This is a genomic window from Curtobacterium sp. PhB146, from assembly GCF_004342995.1.
Taxonomy (GTDB): domain Bacteria; phylum Actinomycetota; class Actinomycetes; order Actinomycetales; family Microbacteriaceae; genus Curtobacterium.
The window spans coordinates 463,338-488,003 of sequence record NZ_SMBN01000003.1; the positions used below are offsets into that span (position 1 = coordinate 463,338).

Below are 24,666 nucleotides of genomic sequence, written 5' to 3' on the forward strand. Positions count from 1 at the left end.
GATCGGCCGCTAGTCGGTGGTGTCGGTGTCGTCGAACAGGCCCGGGAGCGGCCCGACGCCCTGCCCGGGGGTGAGGCCGAGGTGCCGCCACGCGACCGGGGTCGCGATGCGGCCGCGCGGGGTTCGCGTGACCAGACCGACCCGGACGAGGAAGGGTTCGACGACCGACTCGATGGTCTCGGACTCTTCTCCGACCGAGACCGCGAGGGTGTTCAGCCCCACCGGTCCGCCGTCGAAGCGGGTCAGCATGATCTCGACCACGGCGCGGTCGAGGCGGTCGAGCCCGAGCTCGTCGACGTCGTACAGGTCGAGTGCACCCTGGACGGCCGCCATGCCGTCGGTGGTGCGGTGCACGAGGGCGTAGTCGCGGACCCGGCGGAGCAGCCGGTTCGCGATGCGCGGGGTGCCCCGGGAACGCCCGGCGATCTCCCGCAGCGCCGATCGGTCGATGTCGAGCTCGAGCAGGTGCGCGGCGCGGATCAGGACCTGTTCGAGTTCGTCCTTCTCGTAGAACTCGAGGTGCGCCGTGAAGCCGAAGCGGTCGCGGAGCGGGTTCGGCAGCAGGCCGGCGCGGGTGGTGGCACCGACCAGGGTGAACGGCGCGAGGTCGAGCGGGATGCTCGTCGCGCCGGCGCCCTTGCCCACCATGACGTCGATCCGAAAGTCCTCCATCGCCAGGTAGAGCATCTCTTCCGCCGAGCGCGCCATCCGGTGGATCTCGTCGATGAACAGGACCTCGCCCGGCACGAGCGACGACAGGACGGCAGCCAGGTCGCCCGCGTGCTGGATCGCCGGACCGCTCGACATCCGCAACGGACGCCCGGTCTCGTGCGCGACGATCATCGCCAGCGTGGTCTTGCCGAGGCCGGGAGGACCCGCCATCAGGATGTGGTCCGGGGTGCGGTCCTGCATGCCCGCGGCTTTGAGCAGCAGGTCGAGCTGCCCGCGCACCTTCCGCTGGCCGACGAACTCGTCGAGCGACCGCGGCCGGAGTGCACCTTCGAACGCGAGTTCTTCCTGCGACTCGGCTCCGGCGGACGTGATGCCGCTCATCGACCGGCACCGGCGGGCCGGAGCGCACCGAGCGCGGCGCGGAGCAGCGCCTGCGTGCCCATGGCTGCGGCCCCTGGCTCGTTCGCGACGGTCTCGTCGACGGCGGTCTGTGCTGCGTCCTCGCGCCAGCCGAGGCCGATCAGTGCGGAGACGACGTCGGTCGCGGCCGGGTGGGCAGCAGTGCCACGACCGGCGGTGACCACGGCGGCCTGCTCGAACGCGGCGAGCTTGCCGGTGAGCGCGAGGATGATGAGCTTCGCGGTCTTCGGGCCGATGCCGGAGACCTTGCGGAAGGCGCCGTCGTCGTCCTTCGCCACGGCGTTCGCGACCTGCGACGGGTCCATGTGGGCCAGGACGCCCATCGCGGACTTGGGCCCGACACCCGTGACGCTGCGCAGCAGGTCGAACACCTGGAGGGCGTCGGTCGACTCGAAGCCGAAGAGCAGGTGCTCGTCTTCGCGCACGATCATCGCGGTGCGGACGAACACCTCGGACCCGTGGCGCATCGTCAGTGCGTGGGCCGGGGTCACGGTGACGGCGTACCCGACTCCCCCGGCCTCGATCACCACGCCGGAACCGGCGATGTCGATGCAGGTACCCCGGAGACTCGCGATCATGCCCCGAGCCTACGGCCGCCCACCGACGCGGCCGACGAGCCACGCGGTCGGGCCGCGGCAGCGGCCGCACGGGCGAGCGGGGAGTCGACGGTGCCGCCCTGTGCGTCGCGCCACGCGCGTTGTGCCGGGGTGAGGTTCGTGGCACGTTCGCCGGCGACGTCAGGTGATCCGAGCCTCCAGGCATGGCACACGGCCAGCGCGAGCGCATCGGCGGCGTCGGCCGGCTTCGGGGCCTCGGCGAGACCGAGCACGCGCGCGATCATGGTCTGCACCTGGCGCTTGTCGGCGTTGCCGTAGCCGGTGACGGCCGCCTTGACCTCGGACGGCGTGTGCAGGCCGACGGGCAGCCCGCGGGCCGCCGCGGCGTGCAGCGCGAGCCCGGCCGCCTGGGCGGTGCCCATCACGGTGCGGACGTTCGCCTGCGCGAACACGCGCTCGACGGCGACCGCATCCGGGTGGTGCTCGTCGATCTCGGCGGCGATGCCGTCGGCGATGCGGAGCAGCCGCTGCTCGAGCGGCATGTCCGCCGGGGTGCGCACGACCGTCACGTGGACGAGCCGTGCGCGCCGGTTCGGTGCGACCTCGACGACGCCGACGCCGCACCGGGTGAGCCCGGGGTCCACCCCGAGCACACGGAGCACGGCTACTCGCCCTCGTCCTCGTCGAGCTCGGCCTGGACGTCCGCCGGCACGTCGAAGTTGGCGTAGACGTTCTGCACGTCGTCGCTGTCCTCGAGTGCGTCGATCAGGCGGAAGACCTTGCGGGCGGTCTCGGCGTCGACCGGCACCTTGAGGCCGGGGACGAACTCGGCGTCGGCCGAGTCGTAGTCGATGCCGGCGTCCTGCAGCGCGGTGCGTGCCGCGACGAGGTCGCTCGCCTCGGTGATGATCTCGAAGCCGCCGCCCTGGTCGATGACGTCCTCGACACCGGCGTCGAGCACGGCGGTCATGACGGTGTCCTCGTCGAGGCCGTCGGTCTTCGTGACCGAGATGACGCCCTTGCGCGAGAAGTTGTAGGCGACGCTGCCCGGGTCGGCCATGGTGCCACCGTTGCGGGACATCGCCGTCCGGACCTCGGCCGCTGCGCGGTTCTTGTTGTCGGTGAGGCACTCGATCAGCATCGCGACGCCGTTCGGGGCGTAGCCCTCGTACATGATCGTCGTGTACTCGATCGACTCACCGGTCAGGCCGGCACCGCGCTTGACGGCGCGGTCGATGTTGTCGTTCGGGACCGAGGTCTTCTTGGCCTTCTGGATCGCGTCGACCAGCGTCGGGTTGCCCGACAGATCGGCGCCGCCCATCTTCGCGGCGACCTCGATGTTCTTGATGAGCTTGGCGAACGACTTGGCACGGCGGCCGTCGATGACGGCCTTCTTGTGCTTGGTCGTCGCCCACTTGGAATGCCCGGACACGGTTCTCCTTGCGTCTTGCGGAAAGTCGGGGTCAGTTTACCCAGCCGGGAGGCCCGGCGCCGCCCCGCCCCGCCGGTGCGGGCACGCAGGTGGCCGGGCCCAGGGCCCGCGGGCGGTCGTGCCCAGAGCCCGGGGGCCGCGTCAGGCGCTGCGCACCATGGCGAGGAAGCGGCGGTGGAAGCGGTCCTCGCCGGCGACCTCGGGGTGGAACGCACTGGCGAGGACGTTGCCCTGCTGCACCGCGACGACCTGCCCGTCCGCCAGTGCGCCGAGGACCTGGACGCCGGGGCCGTGCTGCTCGACCACCGGGGCGCGGATGAAGACCGCGTGCACGGGGGCGTCGCCGAGCTCGGGCATCGGCACGTCGACCTCGAACGAGTCGTTCTGGCTGCCGAACGCGTTCCGACGAACCGTGGTGTCGAGCACGTCGAGGGTCTGCTGGCCGCTGATGCCGTCGGTGATCCGCGACGACAGCATGATCATGCCGGCGCACGTGCCGTACGTCGGCAGGCCGTCGCGGATGGCAGCAGCGAGGGGCTCGGCGACGCCGAACGCCCGGGACAGCTTGTCCATCACGCTCGACTCGCCGCCGGGGATCACGACGCCGTCGAGCGCCGCGACCTCCTCGGGGCGACGGAGCGGCACCACGTCGGCGCCGAGCCCCGTCAACGAGGCGATGTGCTCGCGGAAGTCACCCTGCAGCGCCAGGACCCCGATGCGGGGCCGAGCACTGCTCGTCGTGCTACCAGCCACGCTCGGCGAGGCGGTGCGGCGCGGGGACGTCGGCGACGTTGATGCCGACCATCGCCTCGCCCAGACCACGCGAGACCTCGGCGATGACCTTGGGGTCGTCGTGGAAGGTGACGGCCTTGACGATCGCCGCGGCACGCTTCGCCGGGTCGCCGGACTTGAAGATCCCGGAGCCGACGAACACGCCGTCCGCGCCGAGCTGCATCATCATCGCGGCGTCGGCCGGGGTGGCGACGCCACCGGCGGTGAAGAGCACGACGGGGAGCTTGCCGGTGCGGGCGACCTCGCGCACGATCTCGAACGGCGCCTGCAGTTCCTTGGCGGCGACGTAGAGCTCGTCTTCCTTGAGGTGGCGCAGCGCCGCGATCTCCTTGTTGATCGTGCGGATGTGCTTCGTGGCCTCGGACACGTCACCCGTGCCGGCCTCGCCCTTGGAACGGATCATCGCAGCGCCCTCGGTGATGCGACGGAGCGCCTCGCCCAGTTCAGTGGCACCGCAGACGAACGGCGTGGTGAAGTTCCACTTGTCGATGTGGTTGACGTAGTCGGCGGGCGAGAGCACCTCGGACTCGTCGATGTAGTCGACGCCGAGCTCCTGCAGGATCTGCGCCTCGACGAAGTGGCCGATGCGGGCCTTCGCCATGACGGGGATCGACACGGCGGCGATGATCTCCTCGATCATCGACGGGTCGGACATGCGGGCGACGCCGCCCTGTGCGCGGATGTCGGCGGGGACGCGCTCGAGGGCCATGACCGCGGTCGCGCCGGCTTCTTCCGCGATGCGGGCCTGCTCGGCGTCGACGACGTCCATGATGACGCCGCCCTTGAGCATCTCGGCGAGGCCGCGCTTGACGCGGTCGGAGCCGGTGATCGAGGTGCCAGGGGTGCCGGAGGTGCTGGTGCTGTCGCTCATGATGCCGATCAGTCTAGTCCGCTGCCGGCCAGCCCTCGGCGACCAGTCGGCGGGTGTCCCCGAGCATCTGGGACATCGACTTCGTCCGCGCGATGATCGGGAAGAAGTTCGCGTCGGACTGCCACCGCGGCACGATGTGCTGGTGCAGGTGTGCGGCGATGCCGGCCCCCGCGACCTCGCCCTGGTTCATGCCGATGTTGAAGCCGTCGCAGTGCGACACGGCGCGCAGGACCCGCATCGCGGTCTGGGTCAGCTCGCCCATCTCGCGGAGCTCGTCCGGCGTGGCCTCGTCGTACAGCGGCACGTGGCGGTACGGGCAGACCAGCAGGTGTCCGTTGTTGTACGGGAACAGGTTGAGCAGCACGTAGGCGTGCTCGCCCCGGGCGACGATGAGGGCGTCCTCGTCGGACTTCCGCGGTGCCTCGCAGAACGGGCAGTCGTCCGCGTGCCCGCGGCCCGTGCCCTCGCGCCCGGCGTCGATGTACGCCATCCGGTGCGGGTTCCACAGGCGCTGGAAGGCATCCGGGACGGCCGCACCGGTGGCGGCGTCCCGGATGACCAGCGGGTCCTGCTCGTCCGTCATCAGACCTGCGCGCGCTCGCGGATCGCCGTCAGGATGCGGTCGACCGCTTCGTCCACGGGTACGGCGTTGTCCTGGCGACCGTCACGGAAGCGGAACGAGACCGCACCGGCGTCGCGGTCGTCGCCGCCCGCGATGAGCTGGAACGGCACCTTCGCCTTGGTGTGCGTGCGGATCTTCTTCTGCATGCGGTCGTCCGAGTGGTCGACCTCGGCGCGGACGCCGTGCGACCGGAGCTTCTCGATGACCTCGTCGAGGTAGTCGCCGTACTCAGCCGCGACGGGGATGCCGACGACCTGCACCGGCGACAGCCAGGCCGGGAACGCGCCGGCGTAGTGCTCGGTCAGCACGCCGAAGAACCGCTCGATCGAGCCGAACAGTGCGCGGTGGATCATCACCGGGCGCTGGCGGGAGCCGTCGGCCGCGGTGTAGTCGATGCCGAAGCGCTCGGGCAGGTTGAAGTCGAGCTGCACGGTCGACATCTGCCACGTGCGGCCGATGGCGTCGCGGGCCTGCACCGAGATCTTCGGGCCGTAGAAGGCGGCTCCGGCGGGGTCGGGCACGAGCTCGAGGCCGGATTCCTCGGCGACCTCGCGCAGGGTGTTCGTCGCGACGTCCCAGACCTCGTCGTCGCCGACGTACTTCTCCGGGTCCTTCGTCGAGAGCTCGAGGTAGAAGTCGTCGAGGCCGTAGTCGCGCAGCAGCGAGAGCACGAACTCGAGGGTCGTGGTCAGCTCCTCCTTCATCTTCTCCTGCGTGGTGAAGATGTGCGCGTCGTCCTGGGTCATGCCGCGGACCCGGGTGAGGCCGTGGATGACGCCGGACTTCTCGTTGCGGTAGACCGTGCCGAACTCGAACATCCGGAGCGGCAGGTCGCGGTACGAACGCGGCTGCGACCGGTACGCCAGGATGTGCATCGGGCAGTTCATCGGCTTGAGGTAGTAGTCGGCACCCTGACGCGTGACGTTGCCGTCCTCGTCCTTCGCCTCGTCCATGTGCATGGCCGGGAACATGCCGTCCTTGTACCAGCCGAGGTGCCCGGAGGTCTCGAACAGGTCGCCCTTGGTGATGTGCGGCGTGTAGACGAACGAGTAACCGTTCTCCTCGTGCCGACGGCGTGAGTAGTCCTCCATCTCGCGGCGGATGATGCCGCCCTTCGGGTGGAAGATCGCCAGGCCGGAACCGATCTCGTCGGGGAACGAGAACAGGTCGAGTTCGGCACCGAGCTTGCGGTGGTCGCGCTTGGCGGCCTCTTCGAGGCGCACCAGGTAGGCCTTGAGCTGGTCCTTGTCGGGCCAGGCGGTGCCGTAGATGCGCTGCAGCTGCGGGTTCTTCTCGGAGCCGCGCCAGTAGGCGGCCGCGACGCGCATGAGCTTCGCGGCGTTGCCGATCCAGCGGGTGTGCGGCACGTGCGGGCCCCGGCAGAGGTCCTGCCAGACGACCTCGCCCGACTTCGGGTCGACGTTCTCGTACACGGTGAGCTCGCCGGCGCCGACCTCGACGCTCTCGCCGGAGTCGCCGTCGGTCGCCGCACCCTTGAGCCCGATGAGCTCCTGCTTGTACGGCTCCCCCGCCATCAGCTCGCGTGCCTGCTCGTCGGTGACGACCACGCGGCGGAAGCGCTGGGCCTGCTTGACGATGCGGTCCATGCCCTTCTCGATGGCCTTGAGGTCCTCGGGGGTGAAGGGCTCGGCGACGTCGAAGTCGTAGTAGAAGCCGTCGGTGACGGGCGGCCCGATGCCGAGCTTGGCCTCGGGGTTGATCTGCTGGACGGCCTGCGCGAGCACGTGCGCGGCCGAGTGGCGGAGGATGTCGAGCCCGTCCTGCTCCTGCAGGGTGACGGCCTCGGCGGTCTCGCCGGCGGCGACGTCGGCAGCGAGGTCCTTGAGGACACCGTCGACGCGGATCGCGACGACGCCGCGCTCACCGTCGAAGAGCTCGGTGCCCGTCGTGGTCGTCGTCGCGGTGCGGGGCTCGGGTGCCTGGGGCACGGCTGCGGGCTCGGCGCTCTCCGGCGCTGCGGCGACTGACTCGGTCACGATGATGGGACTCCTCGATCGAAATGGTGCGTCAAGACTAGTGCGCGCGTGGGGCTCAGGCGGGCACGGCGCCGAGCGTGGTGACGGGCAGGCGCGGCTCGAGTCGCTCGCGTCCGTTCAGCCCGTCGAGCTCGAGCAGCGCGGCGAACCCGACCGCCTGGTAGCCCGCGCGTTCGAGCAGCGTGATGGTGGCGGCGCCGGTCCCACCGGTGGCGAGGACGTCGTCGACGACGAGGACCCTGGTGCCCGCGGGGAGCTGGCCCGGACGCAGCTCGAGCTCGGCCTCGCCGTACTCGAGTGCGTACTGCTCGCTGAGGACCTCGCCCGGCAGCTTGCCGGCCTTGCGCACGGTAAGCACACCCACCTGGTGCTGCGCGGCGATCCCGCCGGCGAGGGCGAAGCCCCGTGCCTCGATGCCGGCGACGGCGTCGAACCCGGCACCGACGGCGAACGGCGCGGCGAGTGCCTCGCACACGCGGCCGAACGCGACGGCGTCCGAGAACACCGGCGTCACGTCACGGAACAGCACCCCCGGCTTCGGGAAGTCCGGGACGACGGCGGTCAGGCGTTCGACGAGTGCAGCTGCGGTTTCGGTCACCCATCAACGGTACGGGAGGCCCGGGGTGCGTCCGACACGTCGGCGCACGGTGCGGGGTCGGTCGCGCCGTGCTGGGTCGTCGGTGCGGCGCACGGTGCGGGTTGCGTCGGCCGGTGCGCCGACGGTGGCTCGGTGCGGGGCTGTCCCCTCGCACCGAGCCACCAAGCGGGCACGGGACGGCGACGGTCGCACGGTGCGACGGTCGGGTGTCCGATCCGGCTCAGCGCCAGGCGCGCATGAGTGCGGCCTGCAGGAGCAGGTCGTTCTCGCGCTGCTGCCGCTCGCGGTCGAGCTGCAGCCGTGTTGCGTGGTCGATCACCGGACGGACCCGGCGGGTCCGCCGGCTCCAGATGATGAGCGACATGCCGATGCGCAGCGCGATGCGGTCGGTGAGGGAGACCCGGTGGCGCGCTGCGCGGGTATCGGGAGGACGGGTGGCGGTCTTCGATGACACGGTGATCCCTTTCAGGGCATGACGGAGTTGCCCGGCACACGGGCAGGAGTTGACTGCCCGGAACACGGGCAGGACGAAATGAATGCGTGAGAATGCATTCCGCGGTCACCGGAGGAATGTCCGACGACGCGGTACTGAATGACTTCCGGTACCGAGAGCGTCGCACCGACCGCCGACATTCTCCAGCGACGATCGACGCAGTCCGATTGCGTGCGCGGAGCACACGGGTCGGGACCGATCGGCGATCGACGGAGCCGGTTCGACGCGAGCCAGAACGGCTCAGCGCGAGGTGTCAGGCGACGGACTCGTCACGAGACGAGGATCGAACGACACAGATGTCGGCAGAAGGCGGAACGCTCCGGGTCAGCGGACGCGGAACGGGGTGCCGACGCGTCCACGGATTCCACGGAACGGAGTGGTTGCGGTGATCATCATGGTCGGCCCCCTTTCGGTCTCGAGCTGTCGGAGTCGTTCCCCGGCTGCACTGCAGCGGTTCGCGACGAGTGAACACTATCGGCCCCGCAATTCGCAGCGCAACCCCTTTCTCCGATTTCTCCGGAATTGCATTCCCGAACACCCCGCACCGCACCCGGACGCCACGAAGGCCCGGTACCGAATCGGTACCGGGCCTTCGTGGGCGAACGGCTGCTACAGCGTCGCGGGTTCCGCCACCGCTGCCGTCAGCACGTCGTCGACGACGTCGATCCGCACGGTGTCCCCGGCGGTCACACCACCGTCGACCACGAGCGTCGCGATGCGGTCGTCGACCTCGCGCTGGATGAGCCGGCGGAGCGGACGGGCGCCGTACTCGGGCTCGTACCCGTGCTCGGCGAGCCAGTCGATCGCTGCGTCGGAGACGGAGAGCACCATGTCCTGCGCGACGAGCCGCAGCGCCGTGTCCTGCAGCAGCAGTGACACGATCGACGTGATCTGCGACCGGTCGAGCTTGCGGAAGAGCACGATCTCGTCGATGCGGTTGATGAACTCCGGCCGCATGGCCTCGCGGAGCTTGCCCATCACCCGGGCGCGGAGGTCGTCCTCGCCGTACCCGTCAGTGGAACCCACGGGCGCGAAGCCGAGGGCGCCCGACCGCGAGGCCAGGAACTCCGAGCCGATGTTCGACGTCATGATCACGACGGTGTTCCGGAAGTCCACCGTGCGCCCCTGGCCGTCGGTCAGTCGACCGTCGTCCAGCACCTGCAGCAGCAGGTTGAACACGTCGGGGTGCGCCTTCTCGACCTCGTCGAGCAGGATCACCGAGTGCGGGTTCCGGCGCACGCGTTCGGTGAGCTGCCCGGCCTCGTCGTAGCCGACGTACCCGGGAGGCGCCCCGACCAGCCGCGAGACGGTGTGCCGCTCGCCGAACTCGCTCATGTCGAAGCGGAGCATGGCGGACTCGTCACCGAACAGCGACGACGCCAGGGCCTTCGCCAGTTCGGTCTTTCCGACGCCGGTCGGGCCGAGGAACAGGAAGCTGCCGACGGGACGACGCTGGTCGCCCATGCCGGTCCGGCTGCGTCGGACTGCCTTCGCGATCGCCGCGACGGCGTCGTCCTGGCCGACGACGCGCTCGTGCAGTCCCTGCTCGAGCACGGCGAGCCGCGAGCGGTCGCCCTGGGTCAGGCGCGTCGCCGGGATGCCGGTGGCACGCGACACCACACCGGCGATGTCGCGTTCCGTGATCGAGGTGCCCACGGATTCGGGACGGGAGGCGCGGGGAGCGTCCGCCGACGTGGCGGCGGCGATCCGGGCCTCCAGTCCGACCGTCTCGTCGCGCAGGCGCGACGCCTCTTCGTACAGTTCCCCGGCAACCGCGCGGTCCTTCTCGGCGAGCAGCTCGGCGACCTGGTCCCGCAGGGCCTCGACGTCGACGTCACCCGAGCGGGCGAGCCGGCGCCGTGCACCGGCCTGGTCGATGAGGTCGATGGCCTTGTCCGGCAGGTGCCGGTCGGTGACGTACCGGTGCGAGAGCTCGACGGCGGCGCGCAGCGACTCCGGCGTGTAGACGACGCCGTGGTGCTCCTCGTACCGGGGTGCGAGGCCGGTCAGGATCGCGACGGCGTCCTCGACGCTCGGCTCCCCGACCGTGACCGGCTGGAAGCGACGCTCGAGGGCGGCGTCCTTCTCGATCCGGCGGTACTCGTTCAGGGTCGTCGCGCCGACCAGGTGCAGGTCGCCGCGGGCGAGCCGGGGCTTGAGGATGTTGCCGGCGTCCATCGAGCCGCCCTCACCGCCACCACCGGCGCCGACGACGGTGTGGAGCTCGTCGACGAAGACGATGAGCTCGTCGGCGTGCGCCGCGATCTCGTCCATGGCCTTCGTCAGGCGCTCCTCGAAGTCGCCGCGGTACCGGGTGCCGGCGAGCATGCCGGGCAGGTCGAGGGCGATGACCCGCTTGCCCTGCAGCAGCGACGGGACGTCGCCGTCGACGATGCGCTGGGCGAGTCCCTCGACGATGGCGGTCTTGCCGACGCCGGGCTCGCCGATCAGGACGGGGTTGTTCTTGGTGCGACGGAGCAGGATCTCGACCGCCTGCTCGATCTCGTCGGCGCGACCGATGACGGGGTCGATGCGACCGTCACGGGCCCGCGCGGTGAGGTCGGTGCCGAACTGGTCGAGGGTCGGGGTGTCGCTGTCGCTGTCGGTGTCGGCCGTTCCGGTCGTTGCACCGGTTCCTGGCATGGGGCGCCCCTCTCGTGCTGCTGCCGCGGCCTGCTGGGCGTAGTCCTGCATGGCTTGCGGGGTGACACCGGCGCTGGCGAGCAGCTGCCCGGTGACGGTCTCCTGGTCGGTCACGAGCGCGAAGAACACGTGCTCGGGGTCGGTGTAGGTGCTGCCGAAGCCCCGTGCGGCCTGGGTGGCCTCGACGAGGATGCGCTGCGCCGTGCCGGTCAGGGCCGGGCGGCCGGTCTGCTCGGGCTGCGGCTCGCGGGCCATCGGCAGGCGCTGCTCGATCTCGGCGGCGAGGCGCTCGGGGTCGACCCCGGCAGAACGGACGACGGCGTCGAACGGCTCGGTGCGGACGAGCACGTGCAGCAGGTGCAGCGCGTCGAGCTCGTGCTGTCCTTGCGACACCGCGTACTCGGCGGTGTGCTGGAGCAGCTCGTGGGTACGGCGGCTGAGGAGCCGCGTGATGTCCACCGGTCGGCCGAACGCACGGGGGCGCTGCGGGTCACCGGTGTTCTGCGCCGCGAGGAGGCGGGCGAGGAACTCGTCGAACGAGTCACTGCCGCCGGTCGGGCCGAACGTCTCTGGCAAAGGGACCTCCTGGGGAACTTGAGTGCCTTCGACTCAATGCAACGCAGGAGTGCCGGGGTCATTCCCGGTCGTGGGAGAAACTTGCGGCGACCCGACTCAGGTCCGCGCGATCGCTGCCGAGATCGCCTCGGTGACCCGCGCGAGGTCGGCCGGAGCCACCTCGATGTCGAACCCGCGGCGCCCACCGGAGACGAAGATGCTGTCGTACGCCAGGGCCGACTCGTCGAGCACGGTCCGGATCCGGGACTTCTGGCCGACCGGGCTGATGCCGCCGACGACGTACCCGGTGCGCTTCTCGGCGAGGGCCGGATCGGCCAGCGTCGCCTTCTTGCCACCGACCGCGGCCGCGATGGCCTTGAGGTCGAGCCGGTTCGCCACCGGCACGATCGCCACCGCCAGTGCGCCGTCGACCGAGACGACCAGGGTCTTGAAGACCTGCTCCTCGCGGAGGCCGAGTGCGGCGGCGGCCTCCTCGCCGAAGTTCGTGGCGCTCTCGTGGTGGTCGTACACGTGCGGCGTGTACGACACCCCGGCTCGGTCGAGCGCGACGGTCGCTGGGGTGCTCGGCGAACCTGCGGTCATGCGGCGATCCTCTCCCGCGCTGCCGTCCTGTCCGTGGCGGCACGCGGGCGTTACGCTGAACCGACCATGACCGTCACTCTGCTGATCCTCCGCGCCGCCGCCGCGCTGGTGCTCGGTGCGCCCACAGCGGGCGACCCCGCAGCCGGCGTCCTGCCGCTGCTGGCAGTGGCCGCGCTCGGCCTGACGGCCGTCGCCGTGGCGGTCGTCGTCGCGCAGGTAATCGCCACGGTGCTGGCGACGGTCCTCGGGCTGCGGTCGACGGGTGTCGAACACGCTGCGGTACCGGACCTGGTCACCCGCATCGCGTGGAGCCACCCCGATGCCGACGGGCACGTCCGATCGCGTGCCCCCGGAGTCGCCGCCCCGGCCTGACCACCGACCGGTGGCCGGGCCCTCGCGACCCCTCCTGCGAACCACCACCGATCGGAACCGTCATGGACCTGTCCACCCTGCCCCTCGTCGGCCCGCTGCTGCACGGCGGCGCGAACCTCGTCGCCGCCCTGACCACGGCGCTCTCCCCCACCACGGGCTCGTTCGCCGCGGCGATCGCCGTCGTGCTCCTGACCCTGGCTGTCCGGGTCGTGCTCGTGCCGCTGTCCGTCCTGCAGGTCCGAGCGGAGCGCGACCGACGTCGGCTCGCGCCGCAGCTCGCCGCCCTGCGGAAGCGCCACGGGAAGAACGCTGAACAGCTGCAGCGTGCCGTCCAGCAGCTCTACACGAGCGAGAAGGTCTCACCCCTGGCCGGATGCCTGCCCGTCCTCGCGCAGGCCCCGGTGCTGTCCCTCGTCTACGCCCTCTTCACGCACGCGTCGATCGGCGGCACGGTCAACGCGCTGCTCGAGGCCACCCTGGTCGGGGTCCCGCTCGGGCACTCGCTCGTCGTCACGCTGACGTCGCCGCTCTGGGTGCACGCCTGGGTCGTCATCCTGCTGCTGGCCGTGCTCGCCGTCGTCGTCGAGCTCAGCCGTCGCGCGAACCTGCGCTGGAACCCGGTGCCGACGCCCGAGCCGGGCGCACAGGTGCCCGGTGCGGCAGCGACCGCCGCGATCGGACGGTTCGCGCCGTTCATCACGGTCGTGTTCGCCGCGATCGCGCCACTCGCCGCCGCGCTGTACGTCGTGACGAGTGCCGCGTGGACGGCGGGCGAGCGAGCCGTGCTGCGCCGGGTGATCCGGTAGCGCGGGCGCGTGGCGGTCGGGCCCGGCGTCAGCCGCCCTGGCCCTCTTGCTGCGGCCCCTGGTCGACCGGGTCGTACTCGGTGCCGCGACCCTGCTCCTCGTCGGCGGTCGGCACGTGGCGCTCCGTGCCGGTCCCGCCGGGGCTCGTCGCCACGTAGTCGGCCTCGCCGGACTGGGTGTCGTGGCTCAGCGGCTCGAGGGTCTCCGGGTCGACGTCGTGTCGCGGTTCGGGTTCGGTGCTCATGCGTCACACCTACTCCCCTCGTTCTGGGTGCGCGCCGCCGCCCCGGCAGTGCCACGATGAAGGGAGTCCACGCGACCGGCAGATCGGGAGTGCGCATGGCCCACGACGACGTGGCAGCGGAACGGGCACGGCTCGAGGCCGTCGCCTGGGGAGCGGCATCGAGCCCCGCCGACGCGGCGCGCGCCCGGATCGCGCTGCAGGACCTGGCGAGCGGGCGGCGGTCCGGTGGTCGGCGAGCGGTCGCGGGCGTCGCCTCCGACACGGGGCCGGACGGGCGGCCGGGAGGCACGGCCCCGGCCAGCGGGCAGGTCGCGTCCCCCGAACGGTCGGCTCCACTGCCCGGCTCGCCGCCGGAACTGACGGCTCCACAGGTCGGCTCGTCGCCGGAGCGGTCGGTTCCGGAGCGCGCGACGGTTGCTGCCGAGCCGGACCCGACCCCGCGAACGGAAGCCGGACCGTGGGCGGCGACCGAAGCCCGAGAACCCGACCATCCCGACGACGCGGGTGACGGCGGCGGGGGTGAGCCGGGCCTCCCGGTCGGGCCGACGCGACGGTCCCGGTGGCGCACGCTGCTCTGGACGGAGCGGCCACGCGTCTGGATCGCGCTCGGCGCGGCAGCGGCGGTCGGTGTGGCGTTCGCCGCCGGCACCGTCGTCGGGCCCGTGCGCGGGGACGTCGCAGCGGCACCGAGCGTCACGCCGACGGCGGGAACGGTCACGCTCGAGCAGCTGCTCGACGTGCCGCAGACCTACGCCGACCAGCTGCCGGGGCCGGTGGAGGCACCCGTGAGCCTGCACTCCACGCGGCTCGTGTTCACGAACCGGGCGCTGGACGGCGGCTCGTTCGACACACCGTGGGCCGTGTGGGCCGGGGTCGGCACGGACCGGTCGACGATCTGCCTGGTGGCGACGGCGAACCGGATCGAGTCGTCGACGGCGTGCTTCCCGCGCGAGGCAGCGCTGCACGGCTCGGTGTCGATGTCGGCGCAGTCGATGAGCGGGACGTTGACGATCGCGCTCCGGGGTGGCGGCGTGCAGGGTCGGGTGACGAACGAGAACTGAGGCGCTGATTGTTGGAGCGCTCCGAGAATCTCCGCTGACCCCCTCGCGGGCTGCGGTCCATCGTGCAACACTGGATGAGCGCACTCGCCGTGGAGTCGTACCCACATCACCCACATCCACAGCGAGCGCGCCCCGCAGACCTCCCGGTCATCGTCGTTCCCCCGAACGGCACCGTCGCGCGTTCGCCCGTGCCCCGGAGGAGGTCAGCAGCGTGTCCACCAACACCACCACCTCGGCCGTGTCGACGAACACGCGGCCGATCACCGTCACCACCCAGTCCATCGTCGGCATCGCCGTCCTCGGGCTGGCGACGTTCTTCGCCATCACCACCGAGCTCATGCCCGTCGGGCTGCTCGGCACGATGAGCGCCGACCTCGGTGTGTCCGAGGCCACCATGGGCATCGTCGTCACCGTGTACGCGGGGGCCGTGGCACTCCTGGCGCTCCCGCTCACGGCCTTCACCGCGAAGCTCCCCCGCAAGGCCGTGCTCGTGTCGACGCTCGTCGGCTACACGGTGTCGAACCTCATGATCGCGTTCGCACCGTCGTTCGCCGTCGTCTGCGCCGGCCGGGTCGTCGGTGGCATCGCGCACGCGCTGTTCTTCTCGGTGGCCTCGGCGTACGCCACCCGGATCGTGCCGCCGCGCCTGGCCGGTCGCGCCATCGCGTTCGTGTACTCGGGCAGCTCGCTCGGGTTCGTGCTCGGCGTGCCCGTCGCCACCTGGGTCGCGCAGCACATCGGCTGGCGCCCCGCCGTGTTCTCGATCGGTGTCGCCGCCGCCGTGCTCGCCGCCGTGGCGCTGCTGTTCCTGCCCGCCGTCAGCGGCGCCTCGTCGCCGCACATCGGGTCCCCGAAGGCCTGGGCGCGCACCGGGCTGCTGTCCGTCGTGATCGCCGACCTGCTCCTGTTCGCGGGGCACTACGTCGTCTACACCTACGTCGGGCCCTACGCGATCGACGCCGGACTCGACGCCTCGATGGTGAGCGGTGCACTGCTCGTCCTGGGCGGCACCGGGGTGATCGGCCTGTGGCTCGCGGGCATGTTCGTCGACCGGGCACCCCGCCAGACCCTCATCGCCGCCGTCGCCGTGATGGCCGTCGCGTTCGCCGCGATGCCGTTCGTGCACGGCTCCCTGGTCGGCACGATGGTCGTCGCCGGCGTGTGGATGGCCGCGAACGGCACGACGGGCACGCTCTTCATGGCGGCCGCGATCCGCTCCGGAGGCGTCTCCCCCGACATCGCCGGTGCGCTCATCAACGGTGCGTCGAACATCGGCATCGCCGGCGGCGCTGCCATCGGTGGGCAGGCGCTCGGGATCGTGGGACTGCAGTACCTGCCGTTCGCCGGTGGTGCCGTGCTGCTCGGGTCGCTCGGGGTCGTCGTGCTGGCGCGCCGGGGCTTCCCGGTGCACACGGTCGGGCAGGAGCACCTGTCGACGTCGTCGATCGAGGCGATCACGTCCTCGCTCGCGGTGGTCACCACGTCGGTGCCCGTCGTCGGTCGGGCGATCCAGACCTTGACGGGCTCGGTCGCGACGGTCACGGGCTCGCACCGCACGCACCGCACGCAGTAGCGCGGCGCGGGGCGGGGCGTCGGCCTCGCGCTGCGCCGAGGTTCCGAAATCTCGGCATCTCGGCGGTCCTGGCGGCGATCCGTGGAACCTCGGCGGTGCAGCGGCGGCATGTCGTGGAACCTCGGCGTCGAGGCCTGGCCGTGGCGTCGTCGCGGCGGCGTGTGGCGGCGCGTGGCGGCGCGTGGCGGCGTGTGGCGAGGGGCCGCGGCGACATGCCATGCGCGCGGCGTCGAGGTTCCACGAACTGCCGTTCGCGTTGCGCTGAGGTTCCACGAACTGCCGTTCGGGACGCCGAGATGGGCAGATTTCGGAACCTCGGGGGTGGGGCGGCGGCGTGTCGCGGGCGGCGGCGCAGACCAACGACGAAGGGCGGGCCGGCATCGCGCCGGGCCCGCCCCTCGTCGTGACCGATCAGTCCTGCAGGTGGCTCCGGCGACGGTTGCGCACCGCGCGGAAGGTCAGCAGCGCCGCACCGAGCAGCACGAGCACCCCGGCAGCGATGAGCCCGGGCTTCAGGTCCGCACCGGTGTAGGCCAGCGGCCCACCGTTGCCCACGTCGCCCGAACCAGCGGCCGGCGCGTTGCCCGAGCCTCCGGCAGCCGGCACGGTCGGGACCGCGGTCGGCGAGTTGCTCGGCGTCGGTGCACTGGGCGACGGCGACGGAACCGGGGTCACCGCGGCCTCGACCACGAAGGCGAGCGGGGTCGCTGCACCGTCCTCGGGCGTGACGACGGTCACCGGAGTGGCGCCGTCGACGTCGACCGTGATCGTGTACTCGGTCGTCGGCTGCAGGTCGACCAGGTCGAACGCGCCGTCGGAGTCGGTGGCCACGGTCACCGGCGGGCCGGCTTCCGGGTCGGTCGGCGTCGCGACGACGTCCACGCCGGCGACCGGGTCGCCGTTCGTGTCGACCACGGTGCCGGGCTGGTCGGTCGTGACGACCTCGGGCGCAGCGGGGGTCTCGAACGGCAGGTCCGACGTCACGCTGGTGCCGGCGATCGCGGCGATGCCGGTGTTCGCGGTGTCACCGGTCGCTCCCGCGGCGGGGACCACCGTGCGGACCGTGTAGGTACCGGCGGACGTGGCGAACGTGTAGCGGCCGTCGGCGTCGGTGGTGGCCGAACCGACAACGGCACCGGACTCGTCGAGGAGCTCGACGACCACGCCGGCGGGCACGGGCGTCCCGTCGAGGGAGACGACGCCGGTGATCGTCGCGATCACGGCGGGCGGGGCGACGATCGGCTCCGGCTCGACCGGTGCTGCATCGGCGTCACCGGTCGTGATCGACACGGGCGGCTCGTCGGCGACGGAGATGTCCAGCTCGGTGCCGGCGGGCAGGTCGGAACCGGTGTAGACGCCGTCGCTGTTCGTCGTGGTGTCGACCAGCGTGTCGCCGGTGTCGGGGTCGGTGATGACGACCGGGATGTTCGACACGGGGTTGCCGTCGTCGTCGGTCACCGTCCCGATGACGGACGTCGTGTCGTCCGGCGACGTGAACGCGAAGTCGGCAGTCTTGTCGACGCCGCCTGGTGTGCCGGCGACGGCGAGCGAGACACCCGTCGCCACGGCCTCACCGTCAGCACCCGCGGGCGGGGTGATCTCGACGCGGTAGTTCGCGATCACCGGCAACTGCGGGAACACGTAGTTGCCGTCGGCGTCGGTGGTCGTCGTGTAGACGGTGCCGCGGGGTGCGGTCACGGTGACGGTGGCTCCCGGGATCGGCGTGCCGTCGAGGGTCGCGGTGCCGCTGATCGCCGCGGTGCGGTTGGCGAACCAGGTCTGGTACACCGGGAACCCGCTGCGCTGCTGGTACGTGATGGTCAGGCTCGTCAGCGACGCGGTCGGCGTGAACCAGGCCGAGGCGCCCGCGGTGTCCGACGCGGCGGCGTTGCCGGTCAGCGTAAGCGTGGCGGCGTCCCAGGTCGGCTGGTCCTTGCCGGTGGTGCCGTCGGGGTCGGGGGTGCACGACCAGCCGCCGGCCGTCGGAGCAGCCGAGCACGAGTTGTAGGAGCCCTGGTACCCGAGCTGCTCGGCGGTCGCGGCACCACCGCCGGCCACCGTGGCGGAGATCGTCGCCTGGTCGGCGTCGATGTCCCCGAGGACGAACGACCAGCTCTGCGCGCCGGGCGTCGCGCCGTCGAACGTGTAGGTGGTGGTCGAGGCCGAGTCCCCGTTGGGACGATCAGCCTGGGGCCGCTGGTTCATGTACGTCTGCGCACGACTCGTGCCGTAGACCCCACCGACCGGCGTCCCCGCGGACTGCCACGTCGACGCCCCGCTGATCACGGTCGACTGCCGCGAGTTCGAGGTGAACGTCGTGGCGGGGAACCCGGGCAACGTCATCGTGCCCGTGTACGCCTTCGACGCCCCGCTCAGGGTGAACGTGCCCCAGTTGCCCGCGGGCTCCGCCGAGGCGCTCGTCGCGCCGCCGATCGCGAGTCCTGCTCCGAGTGCGAGGGCGGTGAGCCCCGCCGTGACCGCGCGCCAGCGCCGCATGTGTACTCCCCTGGTGATGACGTCGGCGTGCCCCGACGTCCGTGCAGGCTATCCAGACGGCGCGGACCCGGTTCACACCGACACCACATCGTGACTCAGGCGGGTCCATCGAGCAGCACGAGCAGCGCGTCCACCGCGGCGACCTGGCCCGCGACGAGCAGCTCCCGCGCCTCGGCGACCGGCACCCACCGGGCGTCGTCGACCTCCGGCACGTCGACGAACCGTCCTGAACCGCGTGGCAGCTCGAGCCGGACGGTGTTGCTCCGCACGACGGCGACCTCGAACGCCGGGGCCGGGGCGGCGAACACCCGGACGCGCTTGCCCGAGGCCTGCCGGAACTCGCCCAGGTCCCTGACGTCGTCGGCGGCCACGGGTGCGGGGACCCCGATCTCCTCACCGAACTCACGCATGGCAGTCTCGAGCGGGTCCTCGCCGGCTTCGACGAGTCCCTTCGGGATCGACCAGGCACGTGGCCGGTTCCGCCAGAAGGGCCCGCCCATGTGCGCGACGAAGACCTCCGGCCCGGCCGGACCGGTCCGGTGCAGCAACAGTCCGGCGCTCACCACCACGCCTGCGAGACTACGCGGCGTCGGCCAGGAGGCCCGGCCCACGTCCGCCGCCCGCGGTCACCGCTGCGCACGGCCGGTTCCACCGCCGCGCACGGCCGGTTCCACGGCCCCCGACCGGAGTACCGTGTGGCGCACGGAGCGCCAGGTGACGCCCCCGAAGCCTGCGACGGAGGAGGCCGATCGGGATGGACGAGCGATGGACGACGGTGACGTTGGCCGCCGATGCGGCGATGCCCCACGACGAGGCCCTGCGGTGGATCGTGGCCCGCGCCGGTGCCGGTGTCGAGCGGCTGCGGATCATCGGCGCCGACCACGCGCTGGAGGGCCGGACGCCGGTCGCCGACCAGCTCGCCGAGGCCGCGCGGACCGCTCTGCCCGGTGTGGCGGTCGAGGTGCACCGGCACGCGGGCCCGTTCGCCGCAGCCCTGGTCGAGGAGTCGGACGGCGGCGACCTGCTCGTGATCGGGAGCTTCCGCCACCGGCGCGGATCGACGGCCGGCGGTGACCCGGCGCGGGTCGCCGAGCGTGCTGCCGTCCCGACCGTGGTCGTGCCGGAGGGTCCGCACCCGATCGACGGTGACGTGGTGCTCGCGGTGGAGGACCCGATCGACGAACGCGCGGTGTCGATCGCCGTCGACGAGGCCGTCCGGCGGAACCGACGGCTGACGCTGCTGCGCGCGTGGGAGATGCCCGTGCTCACGCGGACGGGGCTGACCGACTTCGCCGAGGACCCGCTCCGGTGGCGGACGCGCAACGCCGAACTCCTGCAGCAGGTGACGTCCGTCCTGACCGCGCGCTACCCGTCGCTCCGCATCCGTCCGCTGCTGGTCGAGGGCCACCCAGGTCACGCGATCGCCTCGCACACCCGCCGGGCGTCGTTGGTGGTGCTCGGTCGCGGCCACGTGCGCGCGCTCTCGGGCTCGCTGCTCCACGACGTCGTGCGCGAGACCGCCGCCCCGGTCTGCGTGGTCCCGCCGGCGGCGCACTCGGACAGCCGAGCGGCCACGGCGACCGAGACCGCCGGTGGGATCAGCCGGCGAGGGCGCGGATCGTGGCGGCCATCCGCGCGGTCAGGTACGTGACGCCGCGCTCGTTCGGGTGCAGGGCGCCGGCCTTCAGGTCGATCTTCCGCAGGTCGCCGGAACCAGTGAGCGTAACACCGGCCACGTAGCGCTTCGACGCGGCGCACGGCGAGTGGTCCTGCGTGCTCGCGAAGACGTCGACGAACCGCACCCCGGCGGCGGCAGCAGCGGACCGGGAGACCTCGTTGAGCTCGTCCTGGACACCGTGCAGGTACTCGACGTCGGTGTCCGTGAACGGGTAGGTGTCCGACGGGAACGAGCCCGCCAGGGTGCCGAGGTCGAGTGCGGACCGGAAGCAGCCCTTCGCGGGGGTGTCCTCGGCGTCCGGGAAGATCGCCGGGTACCCGAGGAACACGACGACGGCGTTCGGGGCGGCTCGCTGCACGGCGCCCAGGGTGTCGGCGATGCCGAGGGCCACGCGCGACTGGATCTTCACGGCGAGCTGGTCGACGCCGTCCTGCACCAGGGTGCTCTCGCACGACGGGGCGTCGCGACCCGAGAACACCGGGCCGTTCGCGGAGATCGCCAGGCACGAGGCCGCCGTGCCGAACAGGTCCGCGTCGTTGCCGCCGATCGTCAGGGTCACCAGTCGGGTGCGGTCGGACAACGACTCGATCTGCGGCGGGACGCCCTTGAACTGGTGGCCCGTGGTGACGTCGTCGCTCGTGGCGCCGGCGCACGTGACGTCGGTCAGGGCGAGCCCGAACTGCGCCGCGAGCCGGTGCGGGTAGTCGCGCGCCGACTGCACGCAGGCGTTCGTGGGCAGCCCGGTGCGGTCCCCCAGGCCGTACCCGGCCGAGTAGGAGTCGCCGAGCGCCACGTACTCACTGCCCGGCGGGACCGCGTCAAGGGTCTCGGTGGGCTCGGCGGTCACGGGGTACGGCTCGGGCACCGGCCACATCGGCGCCGCGGAGGCCGGCGGCGCGCCGACGGACCCGCCGAGGCCCGCCGCCACGAGACAGACGGCGCCGACCACCGCCAGGGCAGTGCGCAGTGGTCGGCGGGCGATCCGGAGCAGTTCCGGCCTCAGCGGCGTCCGAGGCGACGCTCGCCGCCGCTGCCCGTGCGGTACTCGAGGCCGTAGTGCTGGAACAGCTCGGGCTCGGTCGCGGCGTCGAGCTCACCGTCGGTCGCGATGGAGGGTGCGTCCTTCACGAGCTTCTTCGGGAAGGTCACGCGCAGGTGCTTCGGTGCGACGGTCGCCCCGACGAGGGGGACGAACACGAGCTTCTGGAAGCCGACCATCCCGGTCGTGAGCGCACCGAACGCCGGCTCGGACGTGGCGGTGTCGTAGTAGATGCTCTCGAGCGTCCCGACCTTGTCCTCGGCCTCGTCGACGACCGGCAGGCCGATCCAGTCACGGATGTTGGCGGCTTCGAACACGAAGGACTCCTTCCGAGTGCCCGGTGGGTCCGGGTGGCTCTCGGTCGACGCTACCGGTCGGTCGCCTGTGCGGTCACCCCGAGCACGTCGAGCCGGTCCACCGCGGCGAGCACGTCGGCCGCGCCGACCGCCAGGATCGCCGGGTCGGGGTCCTCGGCGAAGACGTCGCCGCGCCGGACCGAGGCATCGGTGAGGACGATGTGCGGACCCGATGCGGGCGGTCCCCAGGCCTCCGGCGGCGCCGGGCCGAAGAGCACCACCGACGGCACGCCGTACGCGGTCGCGAGGTGCGCCGCACCGGTGTCGACGGTGACGACGAGCCGCGCCGCGGCGATGACGCCCGCGAACTCCTGCAGCTCCAGGGAGCCGGCCAGGACCGCCCCTGGCGCCAGGCCGGCCGCGTCCGCGACGGCACGTGCACGGACGACGTCGTCCGCGCCTCCCGTCAGCACCACGTCGGCACCGCGCTCCCGCAGTCCGCGCACCACGTCGGCGAAGCGGCCCGTGGGCCAGTGCCGCGCCCCGTGGAAGGCACCGACGTGGACGACCGCGGCGTCGGCGACGACGGGCGGTGCCGCCGGGCGGTCGACGGCCACGTCGTCGGCGTCGGCGGGGACGCCGTGCCAGGTGAGCAGGTCCGCCCAGCGGTCGCGCTCGTGCACGTCGGACGGCCACTCCGGACCGTCGTACCCGTGGGTCGGGTCGGCGTGCCCGATGACCCGTCGGGGCTGCAGGGCGGCGATCAGGTCGGACGACTCGGGGCCGGCGCCGTGCAGGTTCACCGCGACGTCGACCGTGCCGGCGGGGACGTTGATCGGGTGGTCGAGGCCGTGCTGCGCCAGGTGGACGTCCACGGCGGGGACGAGCTCGACCACGGGTGCCAGCCACGCCGTCGTCGCGAGGGTGATGCGGTGGTCGGGGAAGGCCCGTCGCAGGGCGCGGAGCGCGGGGACGGCGACCAGGAGGTCGCCGAGCTTGATGGCGCGGAGGACGACGAGTTCCGGGCGTCCGTCGGCGGCGGGCAAGGTCTCGAGTGCGGTCACGGGCGCGACGGTAGGCGGTGTCCGCTGGTGGCGTCGGCAGCGGGCGCGTTCCCCGGCTGTCCTGAGCCGGCACGCGGCCGCCGACCGGTACTCCGGTGCCATGCCCCTCGCACCGGACCGCGCGATCCGCGGCCTGCTCTTCGACCGCGACGACACCCTCGTCGTGGACGTCCCGTACAACGCCGACCCGCGCCTGGTGGTGCCCGTCCCCGGTGCCCGTCGTGCCGTGGAGCGGGCTCGTGCAGCCGGGCTGCTGCTCGGCGTGGTCACGAACCAGTCCGTGGTCGCGAAGGGCCTCGCGACGCGCGAGCAGGTCGACGCGACGAACGCCCGCGTGGACGCGCTCGTCGGGCCGTTCGACGTCTGGTGCGTCTGCCCGCACGACGCCGGCGACGACTGCGCCTGCCGGAAGCCGCGGCCGGGCATGGTCCTCGACGCCGCCGAGCGACTCGGGGTCCCGCCGGAGGCGCTCGTCGTGGTCGGCGACATCGGCGCCGACGTGCAGGCGGCGCGGGCCGCGGGAGCGCAGGGCGTGCTCGTGCCGACGCCGCGCACGCGGCCCGAGGAGGTCGACGACGCCGAGACCGTCGCGGCGACCCTCGCCGAGGCCGTCGACCTGGTGATCGCCGCGGCCGGACCGTCGACCGTCAGGACGGACCGCACGTGAGCCGTCCCCGCGTCCTCGTGGCGCGCCTCGACTCGTTCGGTGACGTCCTGGTCGCCGGCCCCGCCGTGCGCGCCGTCGCCGCCGGTGCCTCGCACGTCACGATGCTGTGCGGACCGCAGGGCGCCCCGGCCGCCGACCTGCTGCCCGGTGTGGACCGCGTCCGGGTGTGGGCAGCGCCCTGGGTCACCGAGACCGCGAAGCCGATCGACGACGCCGTGCTCGCCGAGTTCCGCGCGCTCGTCGCCGAGGAACGACCCGACGAAGCGGTCGTCCTCACCTCGTTCCACCAGTCGCCGCTGCCCCTGGCGCTGCTCCTCCGCCTCGCCGGTGTCCCCCGCGTCTCCGGGGCCTCGGTCGACCACCCGGGGTCGCTCCTCGACGTCCGCCTGCGACCCGGCGAGGACCTGCCCGAGGACGTCCCCGAGCCCGAGCGCGCGCTGCGGATCGCCGACGCGGCCGGGTTCCGGCTGCCGCCGGGGGACGACGGGAGGCTCGTGGTGCGTCACGACGCCGTCGCACCCCCGTCCGTGGCCGGGCTGGGACGGTACGTGGTCGTGCACCCCGGCGCCAGCGTCCCCGCCCGGTCGTGGCCGGCGTCGCACCACCGGGAGCTCGTCGCCGCGTACGCCGAGCGTGGCGTGCCCGTCGTCGTCACCGGCTCCCCCGGGGAACGCGACCTCACCGCGGCCGTCGCCGGCTCCACCGGCATCGACCTCGGCGGACGGACCACGCCCGCCAAGCTCGCTGCGGTCCTGGCCGGTGCCGAGGTCGTCGTCGTCGGCAACACCGGGCCGGCGCACCTCGCCGCGGCGGTCGGCGTACCGATCGTCAGCCTCTTCTCGCCGGTCGTCCCCGCCGTCCGGTGGGCGCCGTACGCACCGCTGGTCGAACTGCTCGGGGACCAGGCCGCGCCGTGCCGGCTCAGCCGTGCCCGCGAATGCCCCGTCCCCGGCCACCCGTGCCTGTCCACGGTGCGCATCGAGGACGTGCTCGCAGCCCACGAACGGCTGCTCGACCGCGCTTCGCGGATGGAACCGAGAAGTCTGCGGAGCGCGCCAGAAGGTGCTGCGTAGCGTCCGCCACTGCTCCCCCTTCTCCTCGTGCCCGACCGACCG

25 protein-coding genes are annotated in these 24,666 nt (G+C 72.4%); 7 read left to right on the plus strand and 18 right to left on the minus strand.

Annotation, left to right across the window (positions count from 1 at the left end):
• Positions 1–9 precede the first annotated feature (9 nt).
• The 12 genes from ruvB to ybaK form a co-directional block, all read right to left on the minus strand.
• Positions 10–1,053, minus strand: a complete 1,044-nt coding sequence (gene ruvB, locus EDF33_RS14250; RefSeq protein WP_111084041.1) for a Holliday junction branch migration DNA helicase RuvB — start codon at positions 1,051–1,053, stop codon at positions 10–12.
• Positions 1,050–1,670, minus strand: a complete 621-nt coding sequence (gene ruvA, locus EDF33_RS14255; protein ID WP_111084042.1) for a Holliday junction branch migration protein RuvA — start codon at positions 1,668–1,670, stop codon at positions 1,050–1,052. The genes ruvB and ruvA overlap by 4 nt, the downstream gene beginning before the upstream one ends.
• Positions 1,667–2,311: a crossover junction endodeoxyribonuclease RuvC gene (gene ruvC / locus EDF33_RS14260; protein ID WP_111084043.1), complete on the minus strand. Its 645-nt coding sequence runs from the start codon at positions 2,309–2,311 to the stop codon at positions 1,667–1,669. The genes ruvA and ruvC overlap by 4 nt, the downstream gene beginning before the upstream one ends.
• A 2-nt stretch (positions 2,312–2,313) precedes the next feature.
• The gene (locus tag EDF33_RS14265; RefSeq protein WP_111084044.1) at positions 2,314–3,081 is read right to left on the minus strand and encodes a YebC/PmpR family DNA-binding transcriptional regulator; all 768 of its coding nucleotides are present in this window, start codon (positions 3,079–3,081) and stop codon (positions 2,314–2,316) included.
• A 141-nt stretch (positions 3,082–3,222) separates the two neighbouring features.
• A complete protein-coding gene (gene pdxT / locus EDF33_RS14270) occupies positions 3,223–3,834 on the minus strand; it encodes a pyridoxal 5'-phosphate synthase glutaminase subunit PdxT (RefSeq protein WP_132100362.1) in 612 nt (203 codons plus the stop codon).
• Entirely contained in the window at positions 3,824–4,744 is a 921-nt protein-coding gene (pdxS, locus tag EDF33_RS14275; protein WP_123292809.1) for a pyridoxal 5'-phosphate synthase lyase subunit PdxS, read from the minus strand. The genes pdxT and pdxS overlap by 11 nt, the downstream gene beginning before the upstream one ends.
• A gap of 13 nt (positions 4,745–4,757) precedes the next feature.
• Positions 4,758–5,327, minus strand: coding sequence for an HIT domain-containing protein (locus EDF33_RS14280; RefSeq protein WP_123671781.1), 570 nt, complete (start codon positions 5,325–5,327; stop codon positions 4,758–4,760).
• Complete coding sequence (thrS, locus tag EDF33_RS14285) at positions 5,327–7,315, minus strand: threonine--tRNA ligase (RefSeq protein ID WP_132100444.1); 1,989 nt, start codon at positions 7,313–7,315, stop codon at positions 5,327–5,329. Before thrS ends, EDF33_RS14280 begins: the two co-directional genes overlap by 1 nt.
• A 103-nt stretch (positions 7,316–7,418) precedes the next feature.
• Positions 7,419–7,961: an adenine phosphoribosyltransferase gene (locus tag EDF33_RS14290; RefSeq protein ID WP_123292807.1), complete on the minus strand. Its 543-nt coding sequence runs from the start codon at positions 7,959–7,961 to the stop codon at positions 7,419–7,421.
• A 220-nt stretch (positions 7,962–8,181) separates the two neighbouring features.
• On the minus strand, positions 8,182–8,415 hold the full coding sequence (locus EDF33_RS14295) for a hypothetical protein (protein WP_123339624.1): 234 nt from the start codon (positions 8,413–8,415) through the stop codon (positions 8,182–8,184).
• A gap of 648 nt (positions 8,416–9,063) precedes the next feature.
• Entirely contained in the window at positions 9,064–11,673 is a 2,610-nt protein-coding gene (locus EDF33_RS14300; RefSeq protein ID WP_132100363.1) for an ATP-dependent Clp protease ATP-binding subunit, read from the minus strand.
• Between the two features lie 96 nt (positions 11,674–11,769).
• Positions 11,770–12,255, minus strand: a complete 486-nt coding sequence (ybaK, locus tag EDF33_RS14305; RefSeq protein WP_111084051.1) for a Cys-tRNA(Pro) deacylase — start codon at positions 12,253–12,255, stop codon at positions 11,770–11,772.
• Between the two features lie 66 nt (positions 12,256–12,321).
• Between ybaK and EDF33_RS14310 the strand changes: the two genes are divergently transcribed.
• Both EDF33_RS14310 and yidC read left to right on the plus strand, forming a co-directional pair.
• Positions 12,322–12,627: a DUF6412 domain-containing protein gene (locus EDF33_RS14310; protein ID WP_132100364.1), complete on the plus strand. Its 306-nt coding sequence runs from the start codon at positions 12,322–12,324 to the stop codon at positions 12,625–12,627.
• Between the two features lie 62 nt (positions 12,628–12,689).
• A complete protein-coding gene (gene yidC / locus EDF33_RS14315) occupies positions 12,690–13,433 on the plus strand; it encodes a membrane protein insertase YidC (RefSeq protein WP_132100365.1) in 744 nt (247 codons plus the stop codon).
• A gap of 28 nt (positions 13,434–13,461) precedes the next feature.
• Here the strand turns inward: yidC and EDF33_RS14320 are convergent, their stop codons facing one another.
• A complete protein-coding gene (locus tag EDF33_RS14320; RefSeq protein ID WP_123671785.1) occupies positions 13,462–13,677 on the minus strand; it encodes a hypothetical protein in 216 nt (71 codons plus the stop codon).
• Between the two features lie 95 nt (positions 13,678–13,772).
• On the opposite strand from EDF33_RS14320, the gene EDF33_RS14325 reads away from it, so the two are divergent.
• Both EDF33_RS14325 and EDF33_RS14330 read left to right on the plus strand, forming a co-directional pair.
• Positions 13,773–14,738: a hypothetical protein gene (locus EDF33_RS14325; protein WP_132100366.1), complete on the plus strand. Its 966-nt coding sequence runs from the start codon at positions 13,773–13,775 to the stop codon at positions 14,736–14,738.
• A 211-nt stretch (positions 14,739–14,949) separates the two neighbouring features.
• Entirely contained in the window at positions 14,950–16,311 is a 1,362-nt protein-coding gene (locus EDF33_RS14330) for an MFS transporter (protein ID WP_111084056.1), read from the plus strand.
• 411 nt (positions 16,312–16,722) lie between these two features.
• Here EDF33_RS14330 and EDF33_RS14335 read toward each other — a convergent pair whose 3' ends face one another.
• Both EDF33_RS14335 and EDF33_RS14340 read right to left on the minus strand, forming a co-directional pair.
• Positions 16,723–18,807 carry a carboxypeptidase regulatory-like domain-containing protein gene (locus tag EDF33_RS14335; RefSeq protein ID WP_132100367.1) on the minus strand — a complete coding sequence of 695 codons (2,085 nt, stop codon included), beginning with the start codon at positions 18,805–18,807 and terminating at the stop codon, positions 16,723–16,725.
• 95 nt (positions 18,808–18,902) lie between these two features.
• Entirely contained in the window at positions 18,903–19,370 is a 468-nt protein-coding gene (locus EDF33_RS14340; RefSeq protein ID WP_347812767.1) for an NUDIX domain-containing protein, read from the minus strand.
• Between the two features lie 191 nt (positions 19,371–19,561).
• Between EDF33_RS14340 and EDF33_RS14345 the strand changes: the two genes are divergently transcribed.
• Positions 19,562–20,458, plus strand: a complete 897-nt coding sequence (locus EDF33_RS14345; protein WP_132100368.1) for a universal stress protein — start codon at positions 19,562–19,564, stop codon at positions 20,456–20,458.
• On the opposite strand, the gene EDF33_RS14350 is transcribed toward EDF33_RS14345, so the two are convergent.
• The 3 genes from EDF33_RS14350 to EDF33_RS14360 form a co-directional block, all read right to left on the minus strand.
• Entirely contained in the window at positions 20,406–21,332 is a 927-nt protein-coding gene (locus EDF33_RS14350) for an SGNH/GDSL hydrolase family protein (RefSeq protein ID WP_165918824.1), read from the minus strand. The genes EDF33_RS14345 and EDF33_RS14350 overlap by 53 nt on opposite strands.
• Positions 21,333–21,484: 152 nt before the next feature.
• Positions 21,485–21,841: a PRC-barrel domain-containing protein gene (locus EDF33_RS14355; protein ID WP_111084060.1), complete on the minus strand. Its 357-nt coding sequence runs from the start codon at positions 21,839–21,841 to the stop codon at positions 21,485–21,487.
• Positions 21,842–21,891: 50 nt separating this feature from the next.
• A complete protein-coding gene (locus EDF33_RS14360) occupies positions 21,892–22,884 on the minus strand; it encodes a glycosyltransferase family 9 protein (RefSeq protein WP_132100370.1) in 993 nt (330 codons plus the stop codon).
• Between the two features lie 100 nt (positions 22,885–22,984).
• Between EDF33_RS14360 and EDF33_RS14365 the strand changes: the two genes are divergently transcribed.
• Entirely contained in the window at positions 22,985–23,551 is a 567-nt protein-coding gene (locus EDF33_RS14365; protein ID WP_132100371.1) for an HAD family hydrolase, read from the plus strand.
• Positions 23,548–24,624, plus strand: a complete 1,077-nt coding sequence (locus tag EDF33_RS14370) for a glycosyltransferase family 9 protein (RefSeq protein WP_243692455.1) — start codon at positions 23,548–23,550, stop codon at positions 24,622–24,624. Before EDF33_RS14365 ends, EDF33_RS14370 begins: the two co-directional genes overlap by 4 nt.
• Positions 24,625–24,666: the final 42 nt, after the last annotated feature.